A 23475-nucleotide genomic window follows, 5' to 3' on the forward strand; every position below is an offset into this window, starting at 1 on the left:
TTAATCCGGGGAAAATCCTGCTCCGCCATCATGCCCGTCAACAGGTCGCTACCCGACCGCACTGCCCCCCATGATGGAGATGACTTCGATGAAACCCCTGCTCTGTGCCCTCGCACTGCTGACCATGACCGCAATGACCACGGCATTTGCCGAGGGCGGCGCAGACCGCCTCAAGGAGCGCAGCGATCAATGGGCCCTGCAACGCCAACAGGCCCAGGAGGCCTTGGCCAAAGAATTGCCCCGGCAAGATCAGCATCAGGCCGAGGCCTCCGACTCATCGAGCTGACCGCCGCGGTTGCCTCAGAACAGCGTCGACTGACTTTTGCGCGGCTCCAGCAACGCTGGCGATACCCCTTCCGTACCACCAATGAGGAATGGGCTGGCCGGATCGTGCTGCTGACGCTGGGCAAGCGTCTTCTCATGGTTGAACGTGGCATAACAGTACGCGCAACCATGCAGACAGGTGTTGTAGACACCGATATCGACGCTCTTGATACAACCACAGGCCGCACGCTGACCGACGTCCTTGGTGCCTTTGAGCGTAATACCGAACAAGTCCGCCAGCAGTCGGTCATCGATGCATTTACCATGAGCGATACCCGCCGCGTCGGTATCCACTTCTTCGGCGCAACTCTGTATCTGCATGCCGTGCGCCTGTGCGACCTGCGCCATGTAGTGGGCAAGGTCGAGCAGTGCGTCCGGGGTGGCCAGTACATCGGAGCAGATCAACCCCTCCACCTTGGCCAGGTTGCTGCTGGTTTTCTTGTAGAAGTCGGCAAAACTGATGACCACCCGCTCGGTATGGCCTGCCAGCAGGCCAGCGATCTTGGCGAACAGCCGCTTGTGCTCGGCAAGGTCGATCAGGTTGGACACCAGGATCGGGTCGTAGCGCCAGATCACCTTGCCAGAGCCCACGCGCTGGCTCAGGTCGATGAAGCAGCGGATGGCGTCCATCGGCCGCGGGACGGACTTTTCAATGGCACGCGGATAACCGGTGATCGTGTAGTGGAAGTAGTAGCGCAGCCCGCGAGCGTCCAGGGTGTCCAGCGATTTCATCAGGTGGCGGGGGTTGCGGGTCCAGAACACGATGGCGTCGACATCGGCCGGGGCGAGGGAGACCCGGGAGATCTGGTGATAGTTGAACGGATTGCGGGTCAGCAGGAAGCCCTGCTGGACACGGTTCATGAACCAGTCGGCATAGAACGCAGGGATATCAGTCCGGCGACTGGCGCTGATGATCATGTACGGGTGTACTCGAGCAGTTGGTAATCCATGAAGCGATTGGTCATCACGGGCAGTTTCACGACGTTGCAGCCCTCACACGATGGAAACTTTCCTTGGTCAGCGCATTTTAGTTTCAGCTCATCGGGGTAACAAAAATCCCATGAAACCTTTCTGAGACCTTCACCAAACGTACCCTTGAATCGGGTTTTATACCTGTCGTCCTGAGTGCTGAAACCCACTTTGCTCAACGCCTCGTGAACGACATCAAAATGACGAAGATTTCCTGAGGACTTTTTACTTTCACTGCCGTTGGAAACGTAAGAGTTAAGGAAAAAAATCCGATCATTCTCTGTTGCCGAGATGCTTTTCGCCAGGCGTTCCAGCCCGCCACTCGCCGCAATGTCGCTGATTGACTTCGGGAAGACGAAAACGTCGATCTCCTCGAGATCCACCCGCTTCAGCGCCTTCGTATTAAGGTGATGAAAAATCAGGTTATCGTCCTCGTTCTCCGGAATCAGCCGCTGTGTGGACCATTGGCAATTGTCGAAGCCATAGTAATCGAACTCGACATCCCCAAGGTTATCTCGCAACGCGTAGTAGTCGGGGCAGATACCACACCCGAAAGACGCGACCTGAATACTCTTGCAATCCGTTGGCAAGCGCTGTTTCAGTTCACTGGCCAACAAGCAATACTCAAGATAGTACGCGGGAAAAAAACGTAGCGTGTAGAGCTTCTGGTACATTTTCTTCTTGTAGGCATTACCCTCGGGTCCTACTTGAGAGATAGTGCACCACTTGTCTTTGTTCTTGAGAAACGATGCATGGAAATTACCCAACAACTCGTTGACGAATTCAGCATTGTATATCACGCCCTGCTCTCCCTGAGTACGTAGCGGATATAATCCTACCGCAGATAATATCAATGAGCTACCACACAAAAGCCAGGACATGTAAGAATGATTATCGATTGTATTCTGATGATTAAATACAGCTCTTATTGAGCGTGGCCCTGACGTCTTCCCTGCGTCCTCTCGCCGCAGCCTCGTCCCCCTTGGCAAATCCCCCACAGCCCGTAAAATCGCGCTTCCTTTTCGCCCGTCGCCCAATCCGGTGGCAAGCGCCCGCAAGGACCGCGTCCGTGCCTCGCCACATCGCCCATGTGCACCAGGCTCAACCGCCCCCGCCCGGCCTTTCCCGCAACAGGCCCAGCGGTTGACCCTTGCCAAGGTCGCAGCCTCTCCGGCTCGCCGGCTGTAACCGAAAAGGCGCACATCCGCGTTTTCCAACCTTGAGGTACGTATGTCTCCGCGTTTGCTGGCGATGGCGCTGGCACCCCTGCTCGGCTTGTTCATCATTGCCCTGGGCAATGGCTTCATGTCTTCCCTGACCACCCTGCGCCTGGGCGCTGCCGGCGAGTCGGCCACTACCATCGGCGTGGTGTCCTCGGCCTACTTCATCGGTTTGACCCTGGGTGCGGTGTTCAACGACCGGCTGATCCTGCGCATCGGCCATATCCGCGCCTATAGCAGCTTCGCCGCGCTGATCGGCGCGACCATCCTGCTGCAGGGGCTGTTCTACGACACCACCTGGTGGTCGGTGCTGCGCCTGCTCAACGGCTGGGCCGCGGTGGGCGTGTTCCTGGTGATCGAAAGCTGGCTGCTGCTGGCCGGCGACGCCAAGATCCGGGGTCGCCTGCTGGCGCTGTACATGATCGCCTTCTACGGCGCCGGGGTGATCGCCCAGGCCACCCTCGGCGAGATCACCAGCTGGGGCGATACCGCGCCCTTCATGCTCGCCGGCATGCTTGCCACCCTGTCGGTGCTGCCGATCGTGATCCTGCCCCGAGTGTCGCCGTTGCTGGACCAGGTCGAACCGCTCAAGCCACGCCAACTGCTGGGTGTGGCGCCGACCGGGCTGGTCGGCTGTTTCGGTTCGGGTGTCGCCATCGCGGGCATCTATGCCCTGCTGCCGCTGTACCTGCAGCGCATCGGCCTGGACATCGGCGAGATCGGCGACATGATGGCCTGGGTGATCCTCGGCGCCATGCTGCTGCAATACCCGGTCGGGCGCTGGTCCGACCGCAAGGACCGCCAGGACGTGCTGATCACCCTGGCCGGCGCGTGCGTCGTGTTGTCGGTGCTGATCGTGCTGCTGCCGACCGACACCGTGCTGCTGCCGGCGTTGCTGTTCCTGCTGGGCGGCGGCGTGTTCGCGCTGTACCCGGTGGCGGTCAGCAGCGCGGCCGACCGGGCGCCGGCCGATGCCCTGGTGCCGATGATCCAGGGCCTGCTGTTGATCAACTCGCTGGGCTCGGCCATGGCGCCGCTGGCCATCTCGCCGATGATGACCTCCTATGGCGAAGTCGGCCTGTTCTGGGCCTTTGCCGTGATCAACCTGGCCATGGTCGGCTTCTTCCTCTGGCGCCGCGGCAAGCGCCCGGCGCCGGAGCACCCTGCCCCGTTCGCGCCAACCGCGACCTTTTCGCCGACCGGCGCCGAGCTGCGGGTGACCGAGGATCTGCGCCAGGCGGCGCAGGAGCATCCGACGCTGGATGCGATGGATGGCGGCACGGCGGCGCCATCACCGCGCCCTGAAGGGCACTGAACAGGCACAAAAGGACCAGGTGTTTGCACCCATGGTTCGCCGGTAAAGCCGGCTCCTACAGGATGATCGCAGACGCGGACCTTGTAGGAGCCGGCCTTGCCGGCGAATACGACCTAAAGGCCACGAACAATCCCGCTGGCGACAGCTGCATAAGCCTGGGCGCCGCTGAAATTCAATCTTCACCCGCCAACGCCTGCTGGGCATCCCACCCGCCCCCCAGCGCCGCGATCAACTGCACACTCGCCACCAACCGCCCCTGCAGCAGGTTCAGCACGCTGCGCTCATTGCTGAGCGCCGTGGTCTGCACGTTCACCACATCCAGGTAGCCGATCAAACCCGCCTTGTACTGGTTCTCGGTCAACCGCAGCGACTCCCGCGCCGCCTCCAGCGCCTCTTGCCGCACCCCTGCCTCGTCGGCATACACCTTCAGCTGCACCAGATAGTTCTCCACCTCCTTGAAGCCATCCAGCACGGTCTGGCGGTACTGCGCCACGGTCTGGTCATAGACCGCCACGGTGCGATCAACCTCGGCGCTGCGCTTGCCGGCGTCGAACAGGTTCAGCGCCAGTTGCGGCCCGACCGACCAATAGCGGTTGGGCAACTCGATCCAGTTGCTGAAGCTGCTGCTGGAATACCCGCCGCTCATGCTCAACGACAGGTCCGGGAAATACGCCGCCCGGGACACGCCGATATTCGAGTTGGCCGCCATGACCTTGCGCTCGGCCGAAGCGATATCGGGCCGGCGTTCCAACAACTGCGATGGCAGCGAAACGGGAATCTGCGGCAAGGCCGGGATGGCGTTGGTGGCGGCCAGGGCGAAGTCGGCCGGGGCCTTGCCCATCAGCACGGCGATGGCGTTCTCGTACTGCGCCCGCTGCCAGGCCAGGTCGATCAGGTCGGCCTGGGTGCTCTTGAGCTGGGTGCGCGCCTGGGCGACCGCGTCGGGGCCGGCGACCCCGGCGCGGTACTGGTTTTCGTTCATCTTCAACGAACGCTCATAGGCGGCGACGGTAGCCTCCAGCAAGCGCTTCTGTTCATCGATCACCCGTAATTGCAGGTAGTTCTGCACCAGTTCGGACTGCTGGCTCAGGCGGATGGCCGCCATGTCGGCGAGGCTGGCCTCGGCGCTGGCTTCGTTGGCATTCATCGTCTCGCGCAACTTGCCCCACAGGTCGATCTCCCAACTCACGCCAAGCTGGGCGTTGTAGGTGTTGCGGATGCCGCTGCTGTTGTTCGACAGGCTGGAGCTGGAACTGCCGGTGCCCTGGGCGGAACGGTTCTTGGTGGTGGTCAGGTCGAGCGAAGGGAACAACGCGGCTCGGCTGCTGCGCACCAGGGCCTGCGCCTGGCGGTACTGGGCTTCGTACTGCGCGACGGTCTGGTTGCTGCGATTGAGCTCCTCGACCAGCGTGTTGAGCTGCCGGTCGCCATAGATCTCCCACCAGGCCCCCCGGGCGATGGCATCCGACGGGTTGGCCTGGGTCCAGCCTTCGGCCTGCTTGAACTGCGCCGGGGTGCTCAGCTCGGGGCGGTGGTAGTCGGGGCTCAGGGTGCAGGCGCTGAGCATCGCCACGCACAGGCCCGCGCCGAGCAGGCGCGAACCGCGCCCCTCGGTCAGCAGCTTGAGGGCACGGTGCAGGCGGGTCTGGGCAAAGTTCATAGCGGGGTATCCAGGGCAGCGTCGGTGCGCACGCCGCGCCAACGGTTGAAACGGTGGCGCAGGCGGTCGAGGTACAGGTAGACCACGGGCGTTGTATAGAGGGTGAGGACCTGGCTGAACACCAGGCCACCGATGATGGTCAGGCCGAGCGGCTGGCGCATTTCGGCGCCCTCGGCGCGGCTCAGCAGCAAGGGCAGCGCACCGAGCATGGCGGCCAGGGTGGTCATCAGGATCGGCCGCAGGCGCAGCAGGCAGGCACGGCGGATCGACTCTTCCGGCGACAGGCCCTCATTGCGCTCCAGTTGCAGGGCCAGGTCGATCATCAGGATGGCGTTCTTCTTCACCACACCGATCAGCAGGAACAGCCCCAGCAACGAGATCAGGCTGAACTGCCCGCCCGTCAGGTACAGCGCCAGCAAGGCGCCGACACCGGCCGAGGGCAGCGTGGAGAGGATGGTCAGCGGGTGGATGTAGCTCTCGTACAGGATGCCCAGCACCAGGTACACCAGCAGCAACGCGCCGAGAATCATCAGCGGTTGGCCTTCGGTGGTCTTGCTGAAGGCATCGGCCGTGCCGCCCAGCTTGGCGATCACCGCCTCGGGCAGGCCGAGCTTGGCCACCGCGCGCTCCAGCGCCGCCAGAGCCTGGTCGGGGCTGTAGCCCTCGGCCACGTCGAAGTTGATGCTCTCGGAGGCGAACTGGCCTTCGTGGCTGACGCGGTCGTTGGCCAGCGAGTTCTCGTAGCGGGCGAAGCTCGACAGCGGCACGCGGGCGCCGTCGGCGGTGATCACCTGCACCTGTTCCAGGGTGCTCGGGTCCCAGGCGTACCTGGGGTTGATCTCCAGCACCACCTGGTACTGGTTGAGGCTGTCGTAGATGGTCGAGATCTGCCGCTGGCTGTAGGCGTTGTTGAGCACGGCGGTGACCATGTCCATGTCGATCCCCAGGCGCTTGGCCTGGTCGCGGTCGACCACCAGCGTCACTTGCTGCGTGCCGGCGCCGTCGCGGGCGTCGATGGCAGTCAGCTCCGGCAGCTTGCGCAGCTCGGCGGTGACTTTCGGGAACCATTCGCGCAAGGCTGCCAGGTCGCCGCTCTGCAGGGTGTACAGATACTCGGAGGTACTCTGGTCGCGGCCGCCGCCGCCCAGTTGCAGGTCCTGGTCGGCCATCAGGTACAGGCGCCCGCCTGGCACCTTGGGCAACGCCTTGCGCAGGCGGTCGATCACCTTCTGCGCGTCTTCCTTGCGTACGTTGATGGGTTTCAGGCGCACCAGCACGAAGGCGTTGTTGGTGCCGCTGTTGCCGCCGATGAAACCGGCGACGCTCTCCACGGCCGGGTCCTTGAGCAAGGCGCGTCGATAGATTTCCATCTTCGGTTGCATCACGCTGAACGACAGGCCATCGTCGCCACGGATGAAGCCTTGCAACTGGCCGGTGTCCTGCTGGGGCATCAAGGTCTTGGGCACCACCACATAGAGCGCGATGTTGAGCACGATGGTGGTCAGCAGGCTGAGCAGGGTGAGGCGCTTGTGGCGCAGGGCCCAACCCAGGCTCCGGTCATAGCCGGCCACCATGCGCTGGTGAACGCGGTCGCTCCAGCGTTGCAAGCGGGTCTGCTGCTGCGGGCCATGGACCTTGAGCCAGCGCGAACAGAGCATGGGGGTCAACGTGAGCGACACCACCAGCGAGACGATGATCGCCGCCGCCAGGGTGATGGAGAATTCCTTGAACAACCCACGGACGATGCCGCCCATGAACAGGATCGAGACGAACACCGCCACCAGCGACACGTTCATCGACAGCAAGGTGAAGCCCACCTCCTGCGCGCCCTTGTAGGCGGCGCGCAGCGGTTTCTCGCCGTTCTCGATATGCCGGGAAATGTTCTCCAGCACCACGATGGCATCGTCCACCACCAGCCCGGTGGCCAGAATCAGCGCCATCAGCGACAGGTTGTTCAGCGAGAACCCGCACAGGTACATGACCGCGAAGGTGCCCACCAGCGACACCGGCACCGCCAGGCTCGGGATCAGCGAAGCACGCAGGTTGCCGAGGAACAGGTAGACCACCAGGATCACCAGCACCACGGCGATCAGCAACGTGTGCTCGGCCTCCTTGAGCGTGGCCTTGATCACCGGCGAGCGGTCCATGGCCACGTTGAGCTTGACGCTGGCCGGCAGCAGCGACTGCAAGGCCGGCAGTTCGGCCTTGATCTGCCCGACCGTCTCGATGATGTTGGCGTTGGTCTGGCGGTTGATCACCAGCAGCACCGCGCTTTCATCGTTGAAGAAGCCGCTGTTGTAGCGGTTCTCCACGCCATCGGTGACCTTGGCCACGTCGGACAGGCGCAGGATCGCGCCATTGGACTGGCGGATCACCACCGGTTTGTAGTCCTCGGCCTTTTCCAACTGGTCGTTGGCACGCACCTGCCAGTTGCGTTCCTGGTCCTCGACGAAGCCCATGGGCCGGCGCTGGTTGGCGTTGGCCACGGCGCTGCGCACGTCGTCCAGCGACAGGCCGTACTGGTTGAGCAACTGCGGTTCCAGCTCGATGCGCACGGCGGGCAGCGAGCTGCCGCCGATCTGCACTTCCCCTACCCCGCTGACCTGGGACAGGCTCTGGGACAGGATGGTGTCGGCCAGGTCGTACAGCTTGCCTTTCGAAAGCACGTCGGAGGTCAGCGACAGCACCATGATCGGCGCCTGGGACGGGTTGATCTTCTTGTACGTGGGCATGCTGCGCATGCCGCTGGGCAGCAGGTTGCGGGTGGCGTTGATCGCCGCCTGCACTTCGCGCGCCGCGCCGTCGATGTCGCGGCCCAGGTCGAAGCCGATGATCACCCGGGTCGACCCCTGGTTGGAACTGCTGGTCAGGGTGGTGACACCGGCGATGGCGCCCAGCTTGCGCTCCAGCGGCGTGGCCACGGTGGAAGCCATGACTTCCGGGCTGGCGCCCGGCAGGTTGGCCGACACCACGATCACCGGGAAATCCATCTGCGGCAGCGGCGAAACCGGCAGCAGGCCGAAGCTCACCGCGCCCAGCAACATGATCGCCAGGCTCAGCAGCATGGTGGCTACCGGCCGGCGAATGAACGGTCCGGACAGGTTCATGCTTCGGCCTGCTGTTGCTCGGTGGCTGGGCGCCAACGGCGCGCCAGGCGATCGAAGTACAGGTAGATGACCGGCGTGGTGAACAGGGTCAGCACCTGGCTCACCAGCAGCCCGCCGACCATCACCAGGCCCAGCGGCTGGCGCAGCTCGGCGCCGGAACCGGTGGCGAGCATCAGCGGCACGGCGCCGAGCAGCGCGGCCAGGGTGGTCATCAGGATAGGCCGGAAGCGCAGCAGCGCCGCCTGGTAGATCGCGTCGTGCGGGGTCATGCCCTGGTGACGCTCGGCCTCCAGGGCGAAGTCGATCATCATGATCGCGTTCTTCTTGACGATGCCGATCAGCAGGATGATGCCGATGATGGCGATCATCCCCAGGTCATTGCCGCTGAGCAGCAGCGCCAGCAAGGCGCCCACCGCCGCCGATGGCAGCGTGGAGAGGATGGTCACCGGGTGGATGTAGCTCTCGTAGAGCACCCCCAGCACGATGTACATGGTCACCACGGCGGCCAGGATCAGCAGCAAGGTGCTCGACAGCGAAGCCTGGAACGCCTCGGCGGCGCCCTGGAACTGGGTCTGCACGCCGATCGGCATGCCGATCTCCTGCTGCACCTGCTCGATCACCTTGACCGCCTCGCCCAGCGACGCGCCATGGGCCAGGTTGAACGACATCATCACCGCCGGGAACTGGCCGATGTGCGAGATGGCCAGTTGCGCCTGGCGCTGCTCGATGCGCGCCAGCGCCGACAGGCGCACCTGGCCGCCGTCGGCGGCCTTGACGTGGATCGACTCCAGCGCCTGCGGGCCGAGGCTGGCGGCGGTCTGCGACTGCAGCACCACGCGGTACTGGCTGGCCTGGGTGTAGATGGTCGAGATCTGCCGCTGGCCGAAGGCATCGTACAGTGCGCTGGTGATCTGCGAGACGTTGATCCCCAGGCGGCTGGCCATGTCGCGGTCGATCACCAGGTACACCTGCAGGCCCTTGTCCTGCAGGTCGCTGGCCACGTCGCGCAATTCAGGCCGCTGCTGCAGGGCCTGGACCAGCTTGCCGCTCCACTGCGCGAGCAGTTCGGCGTCCGGCGAACTGAGGCTGAACTGGTACTGGGTACGGCTGACCCGGTCCTCGATGCTCAGGTCCTGCACCGGCTGCATGAACAGGCGGATACCCACCAGCTTGTCGAGCTGCGGTTGCAGGCGGCTGATGACCTGGGCGGCGCTGACGTCGCGCTCGCCGTGGGGCTTGAGGTTGATCAGCAGGCGGCCGCTGTTGAGGGTGGCGTTGTCGCCGTCCACGCCGATGTACGAAGACAGGCTCTGCACCGCCGGGTCCTCGAGGATGACCTTGGCCAGGGATTGCTGGCGCTGGCTCATGGCGGCGAACGAGGTGGACTGCGGTGCCTCCGAAATCCCCTGGATCACCCCGGTGTCCTGCGCCGGGAAGAAGCCTTTGGGCACGATCAGGTAGAGCACTACGGTCAGCGCGAGAGTGGCCACCGCCACCAGCAACGTGAGCGGCTGGCGCTTGAGCACCCAGGTCAGGGCGCTGCCGTAGTGCTTGATCAGCCAGTCGATCCAGGCGCCGCTGGCGCGGTAGAAACGGCCCTGCTCCTCTTCCTTCGGTTCGCGCTTGAGCAGGCGCGCGCACATCATCGGCGTCAACGTCAGCGACACCACCAGCGAGATCAGGATGGCCACCGCCAGGGTGATGGCGAACTCGCGGAACAGCCGCCCGACCACATCGGCCATGAACAGCAGCGGGATGAGTACCGCGATCAGCGAGAATGTCAGCGAGATCAGGGTGAAGCCGATCTGCTTCGCGCCCTTGAGCGCGGCCTGCAAGGGCGTCTCGCCTTCCTCGATATGCCGGGAGATGTTCTCGAGCATGACGATGGCGTCGTCGACCACGAAGCCGGTGGCGATGGTCAGGGCCATCAACGTGAGGTTGTTGACCGAGAAACCGGCCAGGTACATCACCCCGAAGGTACCGATCAGCGACAGCGGCACGGCAATCGAAGGGATGATCGTGGCGGAGACGCGGCGCAGGAACAGGAAGGTGACCATCACCACCAGGGCGACGGCGAACAGCAGCTCGTGCTGCACGTCGCGCACGGCGGCGCGGATGGTCTGGGTGCGGTCGGTGAGCACACTGACGTCAAGGCCTGCCGGCAGGTTGTCGGTGATCGATGGCAGCAGTTCCTTGATCCGGTCGACCACCTCGATGACGTTGGCGCCGGGCTGGCGCTGGATGTTCAGCAGCACCGCCTCGTTCTGGTTGGCCCAGGCCGCCAGGCGCTCGTTCTCGGCGCCGTCGACGATCTCGGCGATGTCCTTCAGACGCAGCGGCGCGCCGTTGTTGTACTTGAGGATGAGGTTGGCGTATTCCTCGGGCGAGCGCAGCTGGTCGTTGGCGTCGAGCATCGACACCCGGGTCGGGCCGTCGAAGTTGCCCTTGGGCTGGTTGACGTTGGAGGCGCCGATCAGGGTGCGCACGTCGTCCAGGTTGAGGCCGTTGGCGGCCAGGGCGTCGACATTGACCTTGATCCGCACCGCCTGGCGCTGGCCACCGGCGATGCTGACCATGCCCACGCCGCTGATCTGGGCGATCTTCTGTGCCACGCGGGTGTCGACCAGGTCGTTGAGCTTGGGCAACGGCATGGTTTTCGACGAGATGGCCAGCGTCAGCACCGGAGTGTCGGCCGGGTTGACCTTGTTGTACACCGGAGGCGCCGGCAGGTCGCTGGGCAGCAGGTTGCTGGCGGCGTTGATCGCGGCCTGCACCTGCTGCTCGGCGACATCCATGTTCATGTCGAGGCTGAAGCGCAGCGTCAGCACCGAGGCGCCACCCGAGCTGGTCGAGGCCATCTGTGTGAGGCCGGGCATCTGCCCGAACTGGCGCTCCAGCGGCGCGGTGACGGCGCTGGTCATCACCTGCGGGCTGGCGCCGGGGTACAGGGTCATGACGCGGATAGTCGGGTAGTCGACCTGGGGCAAGGCCGCCACCGGCAGCATTTTGTAGGCGATCAGGCCGGCCAGGACGATGGCCAGCATGCTCAGCGTGGTGGCGACCGGCCGCAGGATGAACAGGCGCGAGAGGTTCATGCGCCCGCCTTGTCGCTCGGCTCACCGACCTGGGCCGAACCTTTCGCACCCTGCCCTTGCAGGTGCTGGCCGGGGGTGGCCGGCACTTGCGAGCTGTCCTCGACCACCTCGACCTTGGTGCCTTCGCGCAAGCGGTCGGTGCCTTCCAGCACCAGACGGTCGCCGGCGGCCAGGCCTTCCACGACTACTGTGTGCTCGCCATCGCTGGCGCCCACCTTGAGCTTGCGGATGTTGACCTTGCTCTCATTGTTGACCACGTAGACGAAGGTGCCGTCGTTGCCGAACTGGATCGCCGCGCTCGGGGCCAGCACCACCTGCTTGAGGGTGTCGGCCAGCAGGCGCACGTTGACGAACTGGTTGGGGAACAGGGCGTGGTCCTTGTTCTGGAAGGTGCCCTTGAACTTCAAGGTCCCGGTGGTGGTGTCGATCTGGTTGTCGAGGCTGCCCAGCACGCCACTGGCCTGCAGCTTCTGGTCGCCACGGTCCCAGGCCTCGACCGGCAGGCTGGCGCCGCTGCGATAGCGGGCGAGCACGGTGTCGAGCTGGGTTTCAGGCAGGGTGAAGGCAACGCTGATCGGCTCGGTCTGGGTGATCACCACCAGGGCGGTGGTGTCGTTGGCCGCCACCAGGTTGCCCAGGTCCAGCTGGCGCAGGCCCACGCGGCCGCTGATCGGCGCGCGGATCTGGGTGAAATCGAGGTTCAGGCGGGCGTCGTTGACCTGTGCCTGGTTGGTCTTCACCAGCCCCTGGAACTGGCCCACCTGGGCCTCGGCGGTGTCGAGGGTCTGCTTGGCGATGCTGTCTTCGGCGTACAGGCCTTTATAACGGGCCAGGTCGACCTGGGCGTTCTTCAACTGCGCCTGGTTCTGCGCCAGGGTGCCTTCGGCCTGTTGCAGGGCGATGCGGTACGAGCGCGGGTCGATTTCAGCGAGCAGGTCGCCGGCCTTGACCTGCTGGCCTTCCTTGAAATGTATCTTGACCAACTCGCCGGCCACCCGGCTGCGCACGTTGACCGTGTTGGTCGCGGTCACGGTACCCAGGGCCTTGTAGTACAGCGGGAAGTCACCGACCCGCACCGGTTCGACGCGCACCGGCACCGCCTCGGTGGAGGCACCGAAGCCTGGACGGCCGCCCATGCCCATCCCCGCGCCCCGGCCCGGGCGACCGCCCGTGGCTTCGTGGTGGGCCGACGGCGCGGGCCACTGCCACCAGGCCAATACGGCCACCAGCAGCAGGATCAGCAGGCCGAACAGCCAGCGACGGAGGGAACGGGAATTGGAGGCTTGCATGGGTCGAACGAACCTTGTTCAGAGAAAGACGGCGTGGAGAGCCTGAACGATAAGCACTGGCATCGGTTTAGCAAAGTGGCTTTACCCGCGCTTTACCTTCGGCTGACGTTGAAAAGACGGTGAACTTTAAATGAAAACGGCCTGGAACAGGGTCCAGGCCGTTACCGGGTGTTACCTGGTTCGCCGGCAAGCCGGCGAACACTGCGAACGCTTACTTCAAGACAGCCAGCGCCGCCTCATAGTTCGGCTCGTCGGCGATTTCGCCGACCAGCTCGCTGTGCAGCACCTTGTCGTTCTCGTCCAGCACCACCACGGCGCGGGCGGCCAGGCCGGCCAGCGGGCCGTCGGCAATGGCCACGCCGTAGTTCTGAAGGAACTCTGCGCCACGCAGGGTCGACAGGTTCTTCACGTTCTCCAGGCCTTCGGCGCCGCAGAAGCGCGCCTGGGCGAACGGCAGGTCGGCGGAGATGCACAGCACCACGGTGTTCTGTACGTCATTGGCCTGGGCGTTGAACTTGCGCACCGAGGTGGCGCAGGTCGGGGTGTCGACGCTCGGGAAGATGTTCAGCACCTTGCGCTTGCCGGCGAAGTCCTTGAGCGACTTGTCGGACAGGTCGCCAGCGACCAGGGAGAACGCCGGTGCCGCGGCGCCAGCCTTCGGCAGTTCGCCTTTGACCTGAACCGGGTTGCCTTTGAGAGTCACTTGAGCCATGGCGGAATTCCTTATGCGGGTTTGAAAAAGACCCTGAGTTAAGCATGAAGCCGCGCAAGTGCCTATAAGCAAACATGAAATTGTTCTATTGCCGGACAATTCCTGTGGACAAAAAAATGCCCGGGTGGCGACAACCGCCCCGGGCATTTGTATCGCTCAGGCGTGGATCAGGCCAGCAGGCCGTACACCACCGAGGTCAGGGCCACCAGGCCGACGACCACCACGAACACGTTGGACAGCGCGCCGCTGTACTTGCGCATCGACGGTACACGACGGATGGCGTACATCGGCATCAGGAACAGCAGCACGGCGATGATCGGGCCGCCCAGCGACTCGATCATGCCCAGGATGCTCGGGTTGAGGGTGGCGACGATCCAGCACACCACCAGCATCAGCGCGGCGACCACGCGGTCCAGGGTCTTGGCGCCTGGACGCATGCCGGCCTTGACGATCATGCCCTTGAGGCCTTCGCTGGCACCGATGTAGTGGCCCAGGAACGACTTGGCGATGGCGATGAAGGCGATCAACGGCGCGGCGAAGGCGATGGCCGGCTGCTCGAAGTGGTTGGCCAGGTACGACAGGATCGACAGGTTCTGCGCCTTGGCTTCGGCCAGCTGGGCGCTGCTCAGGGTCAGCACGCAGCTGAACACGAAGAACAGCACCATCAGCACCATCAGCAGGTGGGCGCGGCGCAGGATCTGGCCGCTGCGCTCGTCGGCGTGGTCGCCGTAGCGGCGTTTCTGGTCGACGGCGAAGGCCGAGATGATCGGCGAGTGGTTGAACGAGAACACCATCACCGGAATGGCCAGCCACACGGTGTGCAGGAACGCCGAGCCCGACGGCACTTGCGCGGCGGTGTCGAGGATGCCGCCGGTCCAGTGCGGCACCAGGTACAGGGCCAGCATCGCCAGGGCGACGATGAACGGGTACACCAGCAGGCTCATGACCTTGACCGTGGCCTGCTCGCCGCAGCGGACGATGGCCAGCAGGCCGAGAATCAGCACGAACGAGAGGATCGCCCGCGGCGGTGGCGCGATGTGCAGCTGGTGCTCGAGGAAGCTGCTGACGGTGTTGGTCAGGGCCACGCTGTAGATCAGCAGGATCGGGAAGATGGCGAAGAAGTACAGCACGGTGATCAGCGCGCCGGCCTTGATGCCGAAGTGCTCTTCGACCACCTCGGTGATGTCGCCGCCGTTACGCCCGGAGAGCACGAAGCGGGTCAGCCCGCGGTGGGCGAAGTAGGTCATGGGGAAGGCCAGCACGGCCAGGACCAGCAGCGGCCAGAAACCGCCGAGGCCGGCGTTGATGGGCAGGAACAGGGTTCCGGCGCCGATGGCCGTGCCGAACAGGCCCAGCATCCAGGTGGTGTCGTGACGCGACCAGCTGCCGAGGGTGGCGGGGGTCGATTCTACAAAGCGTTGTTCAACGCTTGGGGCCTGCTCATTCATCCGGGTGAAGCTCCACTCGCAAGACTGCAACAGGCTGAGAATGGCGAACTAGACGATTCGCCCAACTCAACCGGGGAAGAGGGGCGCGATTGTGCATGCAAAGGTTGCACTTGGGGAAGCCCCGTCCGAGAGACGGTTGCACTTGTCTTTACAAGCGGGTTGTGCTGGACGGGGCTGCTTTGCAGCCCTTTCGCGGCACAAGGCCGCTCCTACAGAGAAACGCAAACCCTGTAGGAGCGGCCTTGTGCCGCGAAAGGGTCGCAAAGCGACCCCTGGCAGGTTACCGCTGAACGGCGGCGAACGCCTCGGCCACCTGGCGCAGGTTGGCCGGGCGCAGGCCGGACATGCACATGCGGCCGCTGTCGATCAGGTACACGCCGAACTCGTCGCGCAGGCGGCGCACCTGTTCGACGCTGAAACCGGTGTAGCTGAACATGCCGCGCTGGCGCAGGAAGAACTGGAAGTCCTGGCCCGGCAGCAGTTCGCCGAGCAGGTCGACCAGGCCCTGGCGCATCTCGAGAATGCGCTTGCGCATCACCTCGACCTCCGCCTCCCACTGGGCGTTCAGGCCAGGCTCGCCGAGCACGCCGGCCACCAGTTGCGCGCCGAACGCGGGCGGGCTGGAGTAGTTGCGGCGCACGGTGGCCTTGAGCTGGCCCAGCACGCTGACGGCGGTGGCGGCGTCGTCGCAGACCACCGACAGGCCCCCTACCCGCTCGCCGTACAGCGAGAAGATCTTCGAGAACGAGTTGCTGACCAGGCAGGGGACGCCGGCACGGGCCATCTCGCGGATGGCGAAGGCATCTTCCACCAGGCCTTCACCGAAGCCCTGGTAGGCGATGTCGAGGAACGGGATCAGCTGGCGCGCCTTGACCACTTCGACCACCTGCTGCCACTGCTGGGCAGTGAGGTCGGCGCCGGTGGGGTTGTGGCAGCACGGGTGCAGCAGGACGATGCTGTTGGCCGACAATGTCTGCAGGGCGCCGAGCATGCCGGCGAAGTCCACGCCACGGGTGGCCTGGTCGAAGTACGGATAGGTGTGCACCTTGAAGCCCGCGCCTTCGAAGATCGCCCGGTGGTTGTCCCAGGTCGGGTTGCTCACCCAGACTTCGGAGCCTGGGAAGTAGCGCTTGAGGAAGTCGGCGCCGACTTTCAGCGCGCCGGAACCGCCGACGGTCTGCACCGTGGCCACGCGGCCGTCGGTGACGGCTGGGTGGTCGGCGCCGAACAGCAGGGCCTGGATCGCCTGGCGGTAGGCGGCCAGGCCTTCCATCGGCAGGTACAGCGAAGCCTCGTGGGGCTGGCCGGCCAGGCGTTTTTCCACCTCGCCCACCGCCGCCAGTTGCGGCACCACGCCGGCTTCGTCGTAGTACAGGCCGATACTCAGGTTGACCTTGTCGGCGCGCGGGTCGGCCTTGAAGGTTTCCATCAGCGAGAGGATCGGGTCGCCGGCATAGGCATCGACATGTTTGAACACAGCGTGCAGCTCCTTGGAAATCAGGACAGTTCAGGGAAGGCTCTGGCGAGGATACCCGCAGTCGGGCGCCAGGAACATCACCGATGCGCAAGCGGTCGATGCAGGGGTGCAAAGGCGCGGAGGTTCAAGGGGGCGGCGGGAGCCTTGTGGCGCTCTCGAGATCGAGCGCCGCCACGCGGCGCATCGCGGATGAATCCGCTCCTACACAGGTTTGTTTCGGGCCAGCAGTGCGGCACGTTGCAACCGATGTAGGAGCGGATTCATCCGCGATGCGCCGCGCGGGCGGCGCTCGATCTGATAGGCGACGCAACGACTGCGTCTGGCGCCTGGAGGCCCCATCCGGCCAATCTCACCCCACCAGCGCCTTCAACTCGTTCCACTCCCGCTCACCCAACGCCACCCCTTCCCGCCCAGCCACCTCACGCTCCCGATAGCGCCGCTCCCCCGGCATGCGCGTCAACCCCGCCGCCTGCATCTGCTCCACCAGCGCCCGACTGCGCTGGGCAAACCGCTCCCCTTCGGCCTTGCTCGGGTCGATGACGATGATCAGTTGCCCGGTCCACGGCGTCTTCGCCCCCGGATGCCCGGCCCAGTCGAATTCCCAGGAGAAATTGCCCCCGGTCAGCGCCGCCGCCAGCAACTCGACCATCATCGACAGCGCCGAGCCCTTGTGCCCGCCGAACGGCAGCAGCGCCCCACCCTCGAGAATCGCCTTGGGGTCGATGGTCGGTTGGCCGTCGGCATCCACGCCGATGCCCGGCGGCAGTTGCTCACCGGCACGGGCGGCGATCTGCACGTCGCCGTGGGCCATGGCGCTGGTGGCCATGTCGAAGACGATCGGGTCATGCCCGGCGCACGGCGCGGCAAAGGCGATGGGGTTGGTACCGAACAGCGGCTTGCGCGCGCCATGGGGCACCACGCAGGTCATGCTGTTGACCACGCTCAGGGCCACCAGGCCTTCGTCGGCGAACGGCTCGACATCCGGCCACAGCGCGGCGAAATGGTGGGAATTGTGGATCGCCAGTACCGCAATGCCCGCCGCCCGGGCCTTCTCCACCAGCAGCGGCCGGGCCGCCGCCAGCGCCGGCTGGGCGAAGCCACCCTGGGCATCGACCCGCACATAGCCGGATGCCAGGTCGGTCACCTGCGGCTCGGCGCGGCCATCGACCCAGCCGCTGGCCAGGGTCGAGACATAGCCGGGAATACGGAACACGCCATGGCTGTGAGCCCCATCGCGCTGGGCGCTGGCGCAGTTGTGGGCGAGCACGGCGGCCACCGCCGCGCTGCAACCATGACGCTCGAAGATCGACTGCAACAGCACCTGCAATTCGTTGAACGCTACGCGCACGACAGGGCCGGTGGACGGTGAGGACATCTGGAGCTCCTTTCTTGGAATTGGAATAGCTACAGCGCAACGACACAGACTTTCCCGCCAATGACAGCAATCTGTCAAATATTGACTTGATGACAGAAAACATCCATTTTCTATCCCACGCCAGAAATCAGCCGGAGCCGTCCATGAGCCAATCGATCAAGCAACGCCTGGAAAGCAGCCTGCACACCGCAGCCGCTTCGGGCCGCCAGATCGCCAGCTACATGCTCGCCAACCTCCACGAACTGCCGTTCCAGACCTCGGCGAGCATCGCCGGCAAGCTGGGGGTGAGCGAATCGAGCGTCGGCCGGTTCTGCCGCTCCCTCGGCTATGCCCACCTCAAGGCGCTCAAGCAGGACCTGCAGAACGACCTGGGCGACGGCCCCTGGCTGGTGGGCGATCGCCTGCAGGAGTTCCGCCAGCAACCCGAGGACGACCAGCGCTCGGGCAGCCTGGAGCTGGAGATGGCCGCGCTGGTGCGCGTGCATGAGTACAGCCGCGGCGAAGCCTGGCAGCAGGTCGCTCGGCGCCTGGCCGACAAGCCCCGGGTGTTCATCGCCGGGTTCCAGACCGAACGCGGCATCGCCATGTGCATGAGCCACCTGCTGCAGTACCTGCGCGACGGCGTGCAACTGGTTGATGGCAGCGCCGGGCACTTCGGCGAAGTGCTGCTGGGCCGCCCGGAGCATTGCGCGCTGGTGGTGTTCGAGGCGCGCCGCTACTCGCGCCACGCCCTGCAGCTGTGCCAGAAGGCGCGCGCGCTGGGCATCCCGGTGACGCTGGTCACCGACACCTTCTGTGACTGGGCCGATGCCAACGCCGACGAGGTGTTCCGCATCCCCAGCGAATTCAACCTGTTCTGGGAATCCACCGCGACGATGCTGTCGTGGGTGCACCTGATGGTCAACGAGGTCTGCAAGCAGCTTGGACCGGATGTTGAAAGACGCTTGGAAGCAACTGCCGCTCTACATAACGAGTTCGTCGGCTACACGGCGGGCAAACAACAATAGCAAGAGTGCAACGACCGAGGTGCGAGATGAAAAGAACCATGGCTGTGGTGGGTGCGTGCGCCCTGTGGCTGGCGGGCAACGCCAGCGCCGAGACCCTGCGCTTCGCCACCGAGGGGGCCTACCCGCCCTTCAACTACGTCGACGCCAATAACCAGCTGCACGGCTTCGACATCGACATCACCCATGCCCTGTGCGAGCAGATGAAGGTCGAGTGCACCCTGGTGGCGCAGGACTGGGAAGGCATCATCCCGGCGCTGATGGCGCGCAAGTATGACGCCGTGGTCGCCTCGATGATCGACACCCAGGAGCGGCGCAAGAAGATCGCCTTCACCGACCATTACTACCGCACCCCGTTGACCGTGGCGGTAGCCAAGGACAGCAAGATCAGCGACGCGCAGACCGACTTCAAGGGCTACACGGTCGGCGCGCAATCCTCCTCGACCCAGGCGATCTATGCCGAGGACGTGTACGGCAAGGCCGGTGCCGAGGTGAAGCTGTACCCGACCATGGACGAAGCCAACGCGGATCTGGCCGCCGGGCGCCTGGACGGGGTGATCGCCGACAAGTTCCCGCTGCATGAATGGTTGAGCAAGAACGGCCAGGATTGCTGCAAGGTCCTCGGGGATGTCGCCAATACAAAAGCCGACGCGGCGATTGCCGTGCGCAAGGAGGACGAGGCCCTGCGCACCCGGTTGAACGAGGCGCTGGCGGCGATCGTGGCCAATGGCACGTACCAGAAGATCGCTGGCAAGTACTTCGCCTTCGATATCTACAACTGATTCAGTTGACTGATAGGCACCTGGGGCTGCTGCGCAGCCCTTTCGCGACATACGGCCGCTCCCACAGGGAGTACACCGCATCCGTGGGAGCGGCCTTGTGTCGCGAAAGGGGCACAGCGTGCCCCCAAACATGCCGAACCTGAGGGTGAATTCATGCTCGATCAACTCTCCCTGCTCTCCTTCGCCAGCGGTGGCTGGGGCCAGGCGTTGCTGGCCGGCGCCCTGGTGACCGTGTCGCTGGCCCTGGCCTGCCTGCCCATCGGCCTGCCGCTGGGCCTGGTCGTGGCGCTGGCCGCCCGTTCGCGCAAGCGCCTGCCGCGGGCCTGGGCGACCACCTTCTCCACGGTGTTCCGTGGCCTGCCCGAACTGCTCACGCTGCTGATCATCTACTACGGCTGCCAGATCGCCGCGCAGAAGATCCTCGCCGCCCTGGGCTACCCGGGCGAAGTGCTGATCAACACCTTTCTCGCCGCGATGATTGCCTTCAGCCTGGTGTTCGCGGCGTTCTCCAGCGAAATCTGGCTGATGGCCTTCAAGACCCTGCCCAAGGGTCAGCTGGAAGCCTGCTCGGCCCTGGGCCTGGGCCGGCGCACGGGGTTCTTCAAGGTGGTGCTGCCACAACTGGCGCGCATCGCCCTGCCGGGCCTGTCGAACAACTGGCTGAGCTTGCTGAAGGACACGTCGCTGGTCTCGACCATCTCGCTGATCGACCTGATGCGCCAGACCAACCTGGCGGTCAGCGTGACCAAGGAACCGATGTTCTTCTATGGCGTCGCCTGCCTGGTCTACCTGCTGTTCTCGGCGCTGTCGGGCAGGGTCTTCGCCCTGCTCGAGCGGCGCAGCAACCGCCACCTGCAAGGAGCCCGCCCATGAGCCTCGAGCAATTGCTGGCCTATGTGCTCGACCCGGACCTGCTGGAGCGCTATGGCCCGCGCTTCGTCGACGGCCTGCTGGTAACCGCCAAGCTGGTGGCGATCTCGTTCACCCTCGGCGCGCTGCTGGGGATGCTGCTGGCCCTGGCGCGGTTATCGCGCAGCCGGGTGCTGCAACGCCTGGCCGCAGGCTATGTGTACTTTTTCCGTGGCTCACCGCTGCTGGCCCAGCTGTTCCTGCTGTACTACGGCCTGGGCTCGCTGAAAGGGTTCTGGCAGGACATCGGGCTGTGGTGGTTCTTCCGCGAGGCCTGGTACTGCGCCCTGCTCGCCTTCACCCTCAACACCGCCGCCTACCAGGCCGAGATCTTCCGCGCCAGCCTGATGGCGGTCGCACCCGGGCAGTACGAGGCGGCCAGGGCGTTGAACCTCAAGCGCTCCACCACCTTCTTCAAGGTGGTCCTGCCGCAGTCGCTGCTGGTGGCCATCGGGCCGCTGGGCAACGAGCTGATCATGATGATCAAGGCCAGCGCCATCGCCTCGCTGGTGACGATCTACGACCTGATGGGGGTGACCAAGCTGGCCTTCTCGCGCAGCTTCGACTTCCAGATCTACCTGTGGGCGGCGGTGCTCTACCTGCTGATCGTCGAGCTCGTGCGTCGCACCCTGAAACATCTGGAGGCCCGCCTGGGCCGCCACCTGAACTGACCGAGGGAACCGCTCCATGCATTGCCAAACCATCGTTCTGGGCGCCGGCATCGTCGGCGTCAGCACCGCGCTGCACCTGCAGGCGCGTGGGCGCCAGGTGATCCTGATCGACCGCGACGAGCCCGGCAGCGGCACCAGCCACGGCAATGCCGGGCTGATCGAGCGCTCCAGCGTGATCCCCTACGCCTTCCCGCGAAAGTTCGGCGCATTGCTGCGCTACGGCCTGAACCGCCAACCGGACGTGCGCTACAGCCTGACACACCTGCCCAAGGCCGCCCCCTGGCTGCTGCGCTACTGGCAACAGTCGGCGCCGGGGCGCCTGGCCAAGGCCGCCGCGGACATGCTGCCGCTGGTGCAGCGCAGTGTCGAGGAGCACGACGCGCTGATCGACGCCGCCGGGTTGCAGGACCTCGTGCAGGCCAAGGGCTGGATCGAGGTGTACCGCGACAGCGCGCTGTTCGAGCAGGCCAAGCATGAGCTGCCTGGCCTGGCCCGCTATGGGCTGCGCTACGAAATCCTCGAACGCGATCAGCTCCAGGCCCGCGAACAGCAGCTCGACGGCGGCGTGGTCGGCGGCATCCACTGGCTGGACCCGAAGACCGTGAGCAACCCCGGCGGCCTCACCCGTGGCTATGCCGGGTTGTTCGTCCAACGCGGCGGGCAGTTCCTCCACGGCGATGCGCGCAGCCTGCGCCAGCTCGACGGTGGCTGGCAGGTGGACACACAGCGCGGCCCGGTCCGCGCCGACGAGGTAGTGGCCTGCCTCGGCCCGCAGTCGGCCGAGCTCTATGAAACGCTGGGCTATGACTTCCCCCTGGGGATCAAGCGCGGCTATCACATGCACTACGCCACCCGCGACGGTGCCGAGCTGCGCCACTCGGTGTGCGACACCCAGGGCGGCTATGTGCTGGCGCCCATGGTCCGAGGCGTGCGCCTGACCACCGGTATCGAGTTCGCCGCCAGCGACGCGGCCGCCAACGAGATCCAGCTGCGGCGCTGCGAAGCCTTGGCCCGCAAGCTGTTCCCGGCCCTGGGCGAGCGCCTCGACGACAAACCCTGGCTGGGCCGGCGCCCCTGCCTGCCAGACATGCGCCCGGTAATCGGCCCGGCACCCCGGCACAAGGGCTTGTGGTTCAACTTCGGCCACGCCCACCACGGTTTGACCCTGGGCCCGGTCAGCGGCCGCCTGCTGGCGGAACTGCTCACCGGCCAGCATCCCTTCACCGACCCTGCGCCCTACAGCGCCGCACGCTTCGACTGAAACCAGAGCGGGAGAACAAAAACGATGTCCGCATCCTCCAGTCTTGCCAGCCTTGCCCCGTTGCACCCCGCACCCGACCCGCGCCCGGAGCTGATCCGCATCGAGCGGCTGAACAAGCACTACGGCGCCTTCCATGTGCTGCACGATATCGACCTGTCGGTGCGCGAGGGCGAGCGCATCGTGCTCTGCGGCCCTTCCGGCTCGGGCAAGTCGACGCTGATCCGCTGCATCAATCGCCTGGAGATTGCCGAACAAGGCAGCATCCAGGTCGGCGGCATCGACCTCGCTACCACCACGCGCCAGGCCGCCCAGGTGCGCAGCGAGATCGGCATGGTGTTCCAGCACTTCAATCTGTTCCCGCACATGAGCGTGCTCGACAACTGCCTGTTGGCGCCGATGAGCGTGCGTGGGCTGTCGCGCAAGGATGCCGAGGAGCGGGCGCGGATGTACCTGAGCAAGGTCGGCATCGAGAGCCAGGCGCACAAGTACCCCAGCCAGCTGTCCGGCGGCCAGCAGCAGCGCGTGGCGATTGCCCGGGCGCTGTGCATGAAGCCGCGGATCATGCTGTTCGACGAGCCGACCTCGGCGCTGGACCCGGAAATGGTCGCCGAAGTGCTGGATGTGCTGGTGCAATTGGCGGGCACCGGCATGACCATGCTCTGTGTCACCCACGAGATGGGCTTCGCTCGCCAGGTGGCCGAGCGGGTGCTGTTCCTGGAGGGTGGGCAGATCATCGAGGACAGCCCGCCGGAGGTGTTCTTCGGGCAACCGCGCACGGCGCGGGCACAGGCGTTTCTCAGGCAGATCCTGCATTAGCGAACGGTGGCACCGGCTTTGCCGGTGTTCGCTCCTACAGG

The 23475-nt window shown here is 65.1% G+C and carries 18 protein-coding genes; 8 read left to right on the top strand and 10 right to left on the bottom strand.

Translation table 11 applies throughout. The features are described from left to right. Window positions 1-88 precede the first annotated feature (88 nt). A complete protein-coding gene (locus P5705_RS02085) occupies window positions 89-286 on the top strand; it encodes a hypothetical protein (RefSeq protein ID WP_277459352.1) in 198 nt (65 codons plus the stop codon). A 14-nt stretch (window positions 287-300) separates the two neighbouring features. Here P5705_RS02085 and P5705_RS02090 read toward each other — a convergent pair whose 3' ends face one another. Both P5705_RS02090 and P5705_RS02095 read right to left on the bottom strand, forming a co-directional pair. Further along, entirely contained in the window at window positions 301-1242 is a 942-nt protein-coding gene (locus P5705_RS02090) for a DUF1848 domain-containing protein (RefSeq protein ID WP_277459353.1), read from the bottom strand. Continuing rightward, window positions 1239-2093, bottom strand: a complete 855-nt coding sequence (locus P5705_RS02095) for a hypothetical protein (RefSeq protein WP_277459354.1) — start codon at window positions 2091-2093, stop codon at window positions 1239-1241. Before P5705_RS02095 ends, P5705_RS02090 begins: the two co-directional genes overlap by 4 nt. A 430-nt stretch (window positions 2094-2523) precedes the next feature. Between P5705_RS02095 and P5705_RS02100 the strand changes: the two genes are divergently transcribed. Next, window positions 2524-3828 carry an MFS transporter gene (locus P5705_RS02100; protein ID WP_277459355.1) on the top strand — a complete coding sequence of 435 codons (1305 nt, stop codon included), beginning with the start codon at window positions 2524-2526 and terminating at the stop codon, window positions 3826-3828. A gap of 172 nt (window positions 3829-4000) precedes the next feature. Here the strand turns inward: P5705_RS02100 and P5705_RS02105 are convergent, their stop codons facing one another. The 8 genes from P5705_RS02105 to P5705_RS02140 form a co-directional block, all read right to left on the bottom strand. Then, on the bottom strand, window positions 4001-5488 hold the full coding sequence (locus P5705_RS02105; protein ID WP_277459356.1) for an efflux transporter outer membrane subunit: 1488 nt from the start codon (window positions 5486-5488) through the stop codon (window positions 4001-4003). Next, entirely contained in the window at window positions 5485-8595 is a 3111-nt protein-coding gene (locus tag P5705_RS02110) for an efflux RND transporter permease subunit (protein ID WP_277459357.1), read from the bottom strand. The genes P5705_RS02105 and P5705_RS02110 overlap by 4 nt, the downstream gene beginning before the upstream one ends. Further along, complete coding sequence (locus tag P5705_RS02115; protein WP_277459358.1) at window positions 8592-11690, bottom strand: MdtB/MuxB family multidrug efflux RND transporter permease subunit; 3099 nt, start codon at window positions 11688-11690, stop codon at window positions 8592-8594. The genes P5705_RS02110 and P5705_RS02115 overlap by 4 nt, the downstream gene beginning before the upstream one ends. Next, the gene (locus tag P5705_RS02120; RefSeq protein WP_277459359.1) at window positions 11687-12979 is read right to left on the bottom strand and encodes an MdtA/MuxA family multidrug efflux RND transporter periplasmic adaptor subunit; all 1293 of its coding nucleotides are present in this window, start codon (window positions 12977-12979) and stop codon (window positions 11687-11689) included. Before P5705_RS02120 ends, P5705_RS02115 begins: the two co-directional genes overlap by 4 nt. Window positions 12980-13190: 211 nt before the next feature. Then, complete coding sequence (tpx, locus tag P5705_RS02125; RefSeq protein ID WP_277459360.1) at window positions 13191-13691, bottom strand: thiol peroxidase; 501 nt, start codon at window positions 13689-13691, stop codon at window positions 13191-13193. Between the two features lie 167 nt (window positions 13692-13858). Next, window positions 13859-15139: a serine/threonine transporter gene (locus tag P5705_RS02130; RefSeq protein WP_248920014.1), complete on the bottom strand. Its 1281-nt coding sequence runs from the start codon at window positions 15137-15139 to the stop codon at window positions 13859-13861. A gap of 280 nt (window positions 15140-15419) precedes the next feature. Further along, window positions 15420-16616 carry an amino acid aminotransferase gene (locus tag P5705_RS02135; RefSeq protein ID WP_277459361.1) on the bottom strand — a complete coding sequence of 399 codons (1197 nt, stop codon included), beginning with the start codon at window positions 16614-16616 and terminating at the stop codon, window positions 15420-15422. A 349-nt stretch (window positions 16617-16965) separates the two neighbouring features. Continuing rightward, window positions 16966-17991, bottom strand: a complete 1026-nt coding sequence (locus tag P5705_RS02140) for an Ldh family oxidoreductase (protein ID WP_277459362.1) — start codon at window positions 17989-17991, stop codon at window positions 16966-16968. Between the two features lie 143 nt (window positions 17992-18134). Here P5705_RS02140 and P5705_RS02145 point away from each other — a divergent pair, with 143 nt between their 5' ends. From P5705_RS02145 to P5705_RS02170, 6 genes are all read left to right on the top strand, one after another. After that, window positions 18135-18998: a MurR/RpiR family transcriptional regulator gene (locus tag P5705_RS02145; protein ID WP_277459364.1), complete on the top strand. Its 864-nt coding sequence runs from the start codon at window positions 18135-18137 to the stop codon at window positions 18996-18998. A gap of 26 nt (window positions 18999-19024) precedes the next feature. Beyond that, the gene (locus tag P5705_RS02150) at window positions 19025-19777 is read left to right on the top strand and encodes a transporter substrate-binding domain-containing protein (protein ID WP_277459365.1); all 753 of its coding nucleotides are present in this window, start codon (window positions 19025-19027) and stop codon (window positions 19775-19777) included. Window positions 19778-19930: 153 nt separating this feature from the next. Next, window positions 19931-20650 (top strand): ABC transporter permease, encoded by a 720-nt coding sequence (locus tag P5705_RS02155; RefSeq protein WP_213660993.1) that lies wholly within the window; start codon window positions 19931-19933, stop codon window positions 20648-20650. Continuing rightward, window positions 20647-21357, top strand: a complete 711-nt coding sequence (locus P5705_RS02160; RefSeq protein WP_277459367.1) for an ABC transporter permease — start codon at window positions 20647-20649, stop codon at window positions 21355-21357. The genes P5705_RS02155 and P5705_RS02160 overlap by 4 nt, the downstream gene beginning before the upstream one ends. A gap of 16 nt (window positions 21358-21373) precedes the next feature. Continuing rightward, the gene (locus tag P5705_RS02165) at window positions 21374-22618 is read left to right on the top strand and encodes an NAD(P)/FAD-dependent oxidoreductase (RefSeq protein ID WP_277459369.1); all 1245 of its coding nucleotides are present in this window, start codon (window positions 21374-21376) and stop codon (window positions 22616-22618) included. A 24-nt stretch (window positions 22619-22642) separates the two neighbouring features. Then, window positions 22643-23434 carry an amino acid ABC transporter ATP-binding protein gene (locus P5705_RS02170; protein WP_277459370.1) on the top strand — a complete coding sequence of 264 codons (792 nt, stop codon included), beginning with the start codon at window positions 22643-22645 and terminating at the stop codon, window positions 23432-23434. Window positions 23435-23475: the final 41 nt, after the last annotated feature.

It is taken from the genome of Pseudomonas entomophila (assembly GCF_029478665.1).
In the GTDB taxonomy this organism is placed as follows: Bacteria; Pseudomonadota; Gammaproteobacteria; order Pseudomonadales; family Pseudomonadaceae; genus Aquipseudomonas; species Aquipseudomonas entomophila_F.

Excerpts from the sequence above, each read along its gene's own strand:
- P5705_RS02085 (WP_277459352.1), top strand. The coding sequence starts at position 89 with ATGAAACCCCTGCTCTGTGCCCTCGCACTGCTGACCATGACCGCAATG.
- P5705_RS02090 (WP_277459353.1), bottom strand. The coding sequence starts at position 1,242 with ATGATCATCAGCGCCAGTCGCCGGACTGATATCCCTGCGTTCTATGCC.
- P5705_RS02100 (WP_277459355.1), top strand. The coding sequence starts at position 2,524 with ATGTCTCCGCGTTTGCTGGCGATGGCGCTGGCACCCCTGCTCGGCTTG.
- P5705_RS02105 (WP_277459356.1), bottom strand. The coding sequence starts at position 5,488 with ATGAACTTTGCCCAGACCCGCCTGCACCGTGCCCTCAAGCTGCTGACC.
- P5705_RS02110 (WP_277459357.1), bottom strand. The coding sequence starts at position 8,595 with ATGAACCTGTCCGGACCGTTCATTCGCCGGCCGGTAGCCACCATGCTG.
- P5705_RS02115 (WP_277459358.1), bottom strand. The coding sequence starts at position 11,690 with ATGAACCTCTCGCGCCTGTTCATCCTGCGGCCGGTCGCCACCACGCTG.
- P5705_RS02120 (WP_277459359.1), bottom strand. The coding sequence starts at position 12,979 with ATGCAAGCCTCCAATTCCCGTTCCCTCCGTCGCTGGCTGTTCGGCCTG.
- tpx (WP_277459360.1), bottom strand. The coding sequence starts at position 13,691 with ATGGCTCAAGTGACTCTCAAAGGCAACCCGGTTCAGGTCAAAGGCGAA.
- P5705_RS02130 (WP_248920014.1), bottom strand. The coding sequence starts at position 15,139 with ATGAATGAGCAGGCCCCAAGCGTTGAACAACGCTTTGTAGAATCGACC.
- P5705_RS02140 (WP_277459362.1), bottom strand. The coding sequence starts at position 17,991 with ATGTCCTCACCGTCCACCGGCCCTGTCGTGCGCGTAGCGTTCAACGAA.
- P5705_RS02145 (WP_277459364.1), top strand. The coding sequence starts at position 18,135 with ATGAGCCAATCGATCAAGCAACGCCTGGAAAGCAGCCTGCACACCGCA.
- P5705_RS02150 (WP_277459365.1), top strand. The coding sequence starts at position 19,025 with ATGAAAAGAACCATGGCTGTGGTGGGTGCGTGCGCCCTGTGGCTGGCG.
- P5705_RS02155 (WP_213660993.1), top strand. The coding sequence starts at position 19,931 with ATGCTCGATCAACTCTCCCTGCTCTCCTTCGCCAGCGGTGGCTGGGGC.
- P5705_RS02160 (WP_277459367.1), top strand. The coding sequence starts at position 20,647 with ATGAGCCTCGAGCAATTGCTGGCCTATGTGCTCGACCCGGACCTGCTG.
- P5705_RS02165 (WP_277459369.1), top strand. The coding sequence starts at position 21,374 with ATGCATTGCCAAACCATCGTTCTGGGCGCCGGCATCGTCGGCGTCAGC.
- P5705_RS02170 (WP_277459370.1), top strand. The coding sequence starts at position 22,643 with ATGTCCGCATCCTCCAGTCTTGCCAGCCTTGCCCCGTTGCACCCCGCA.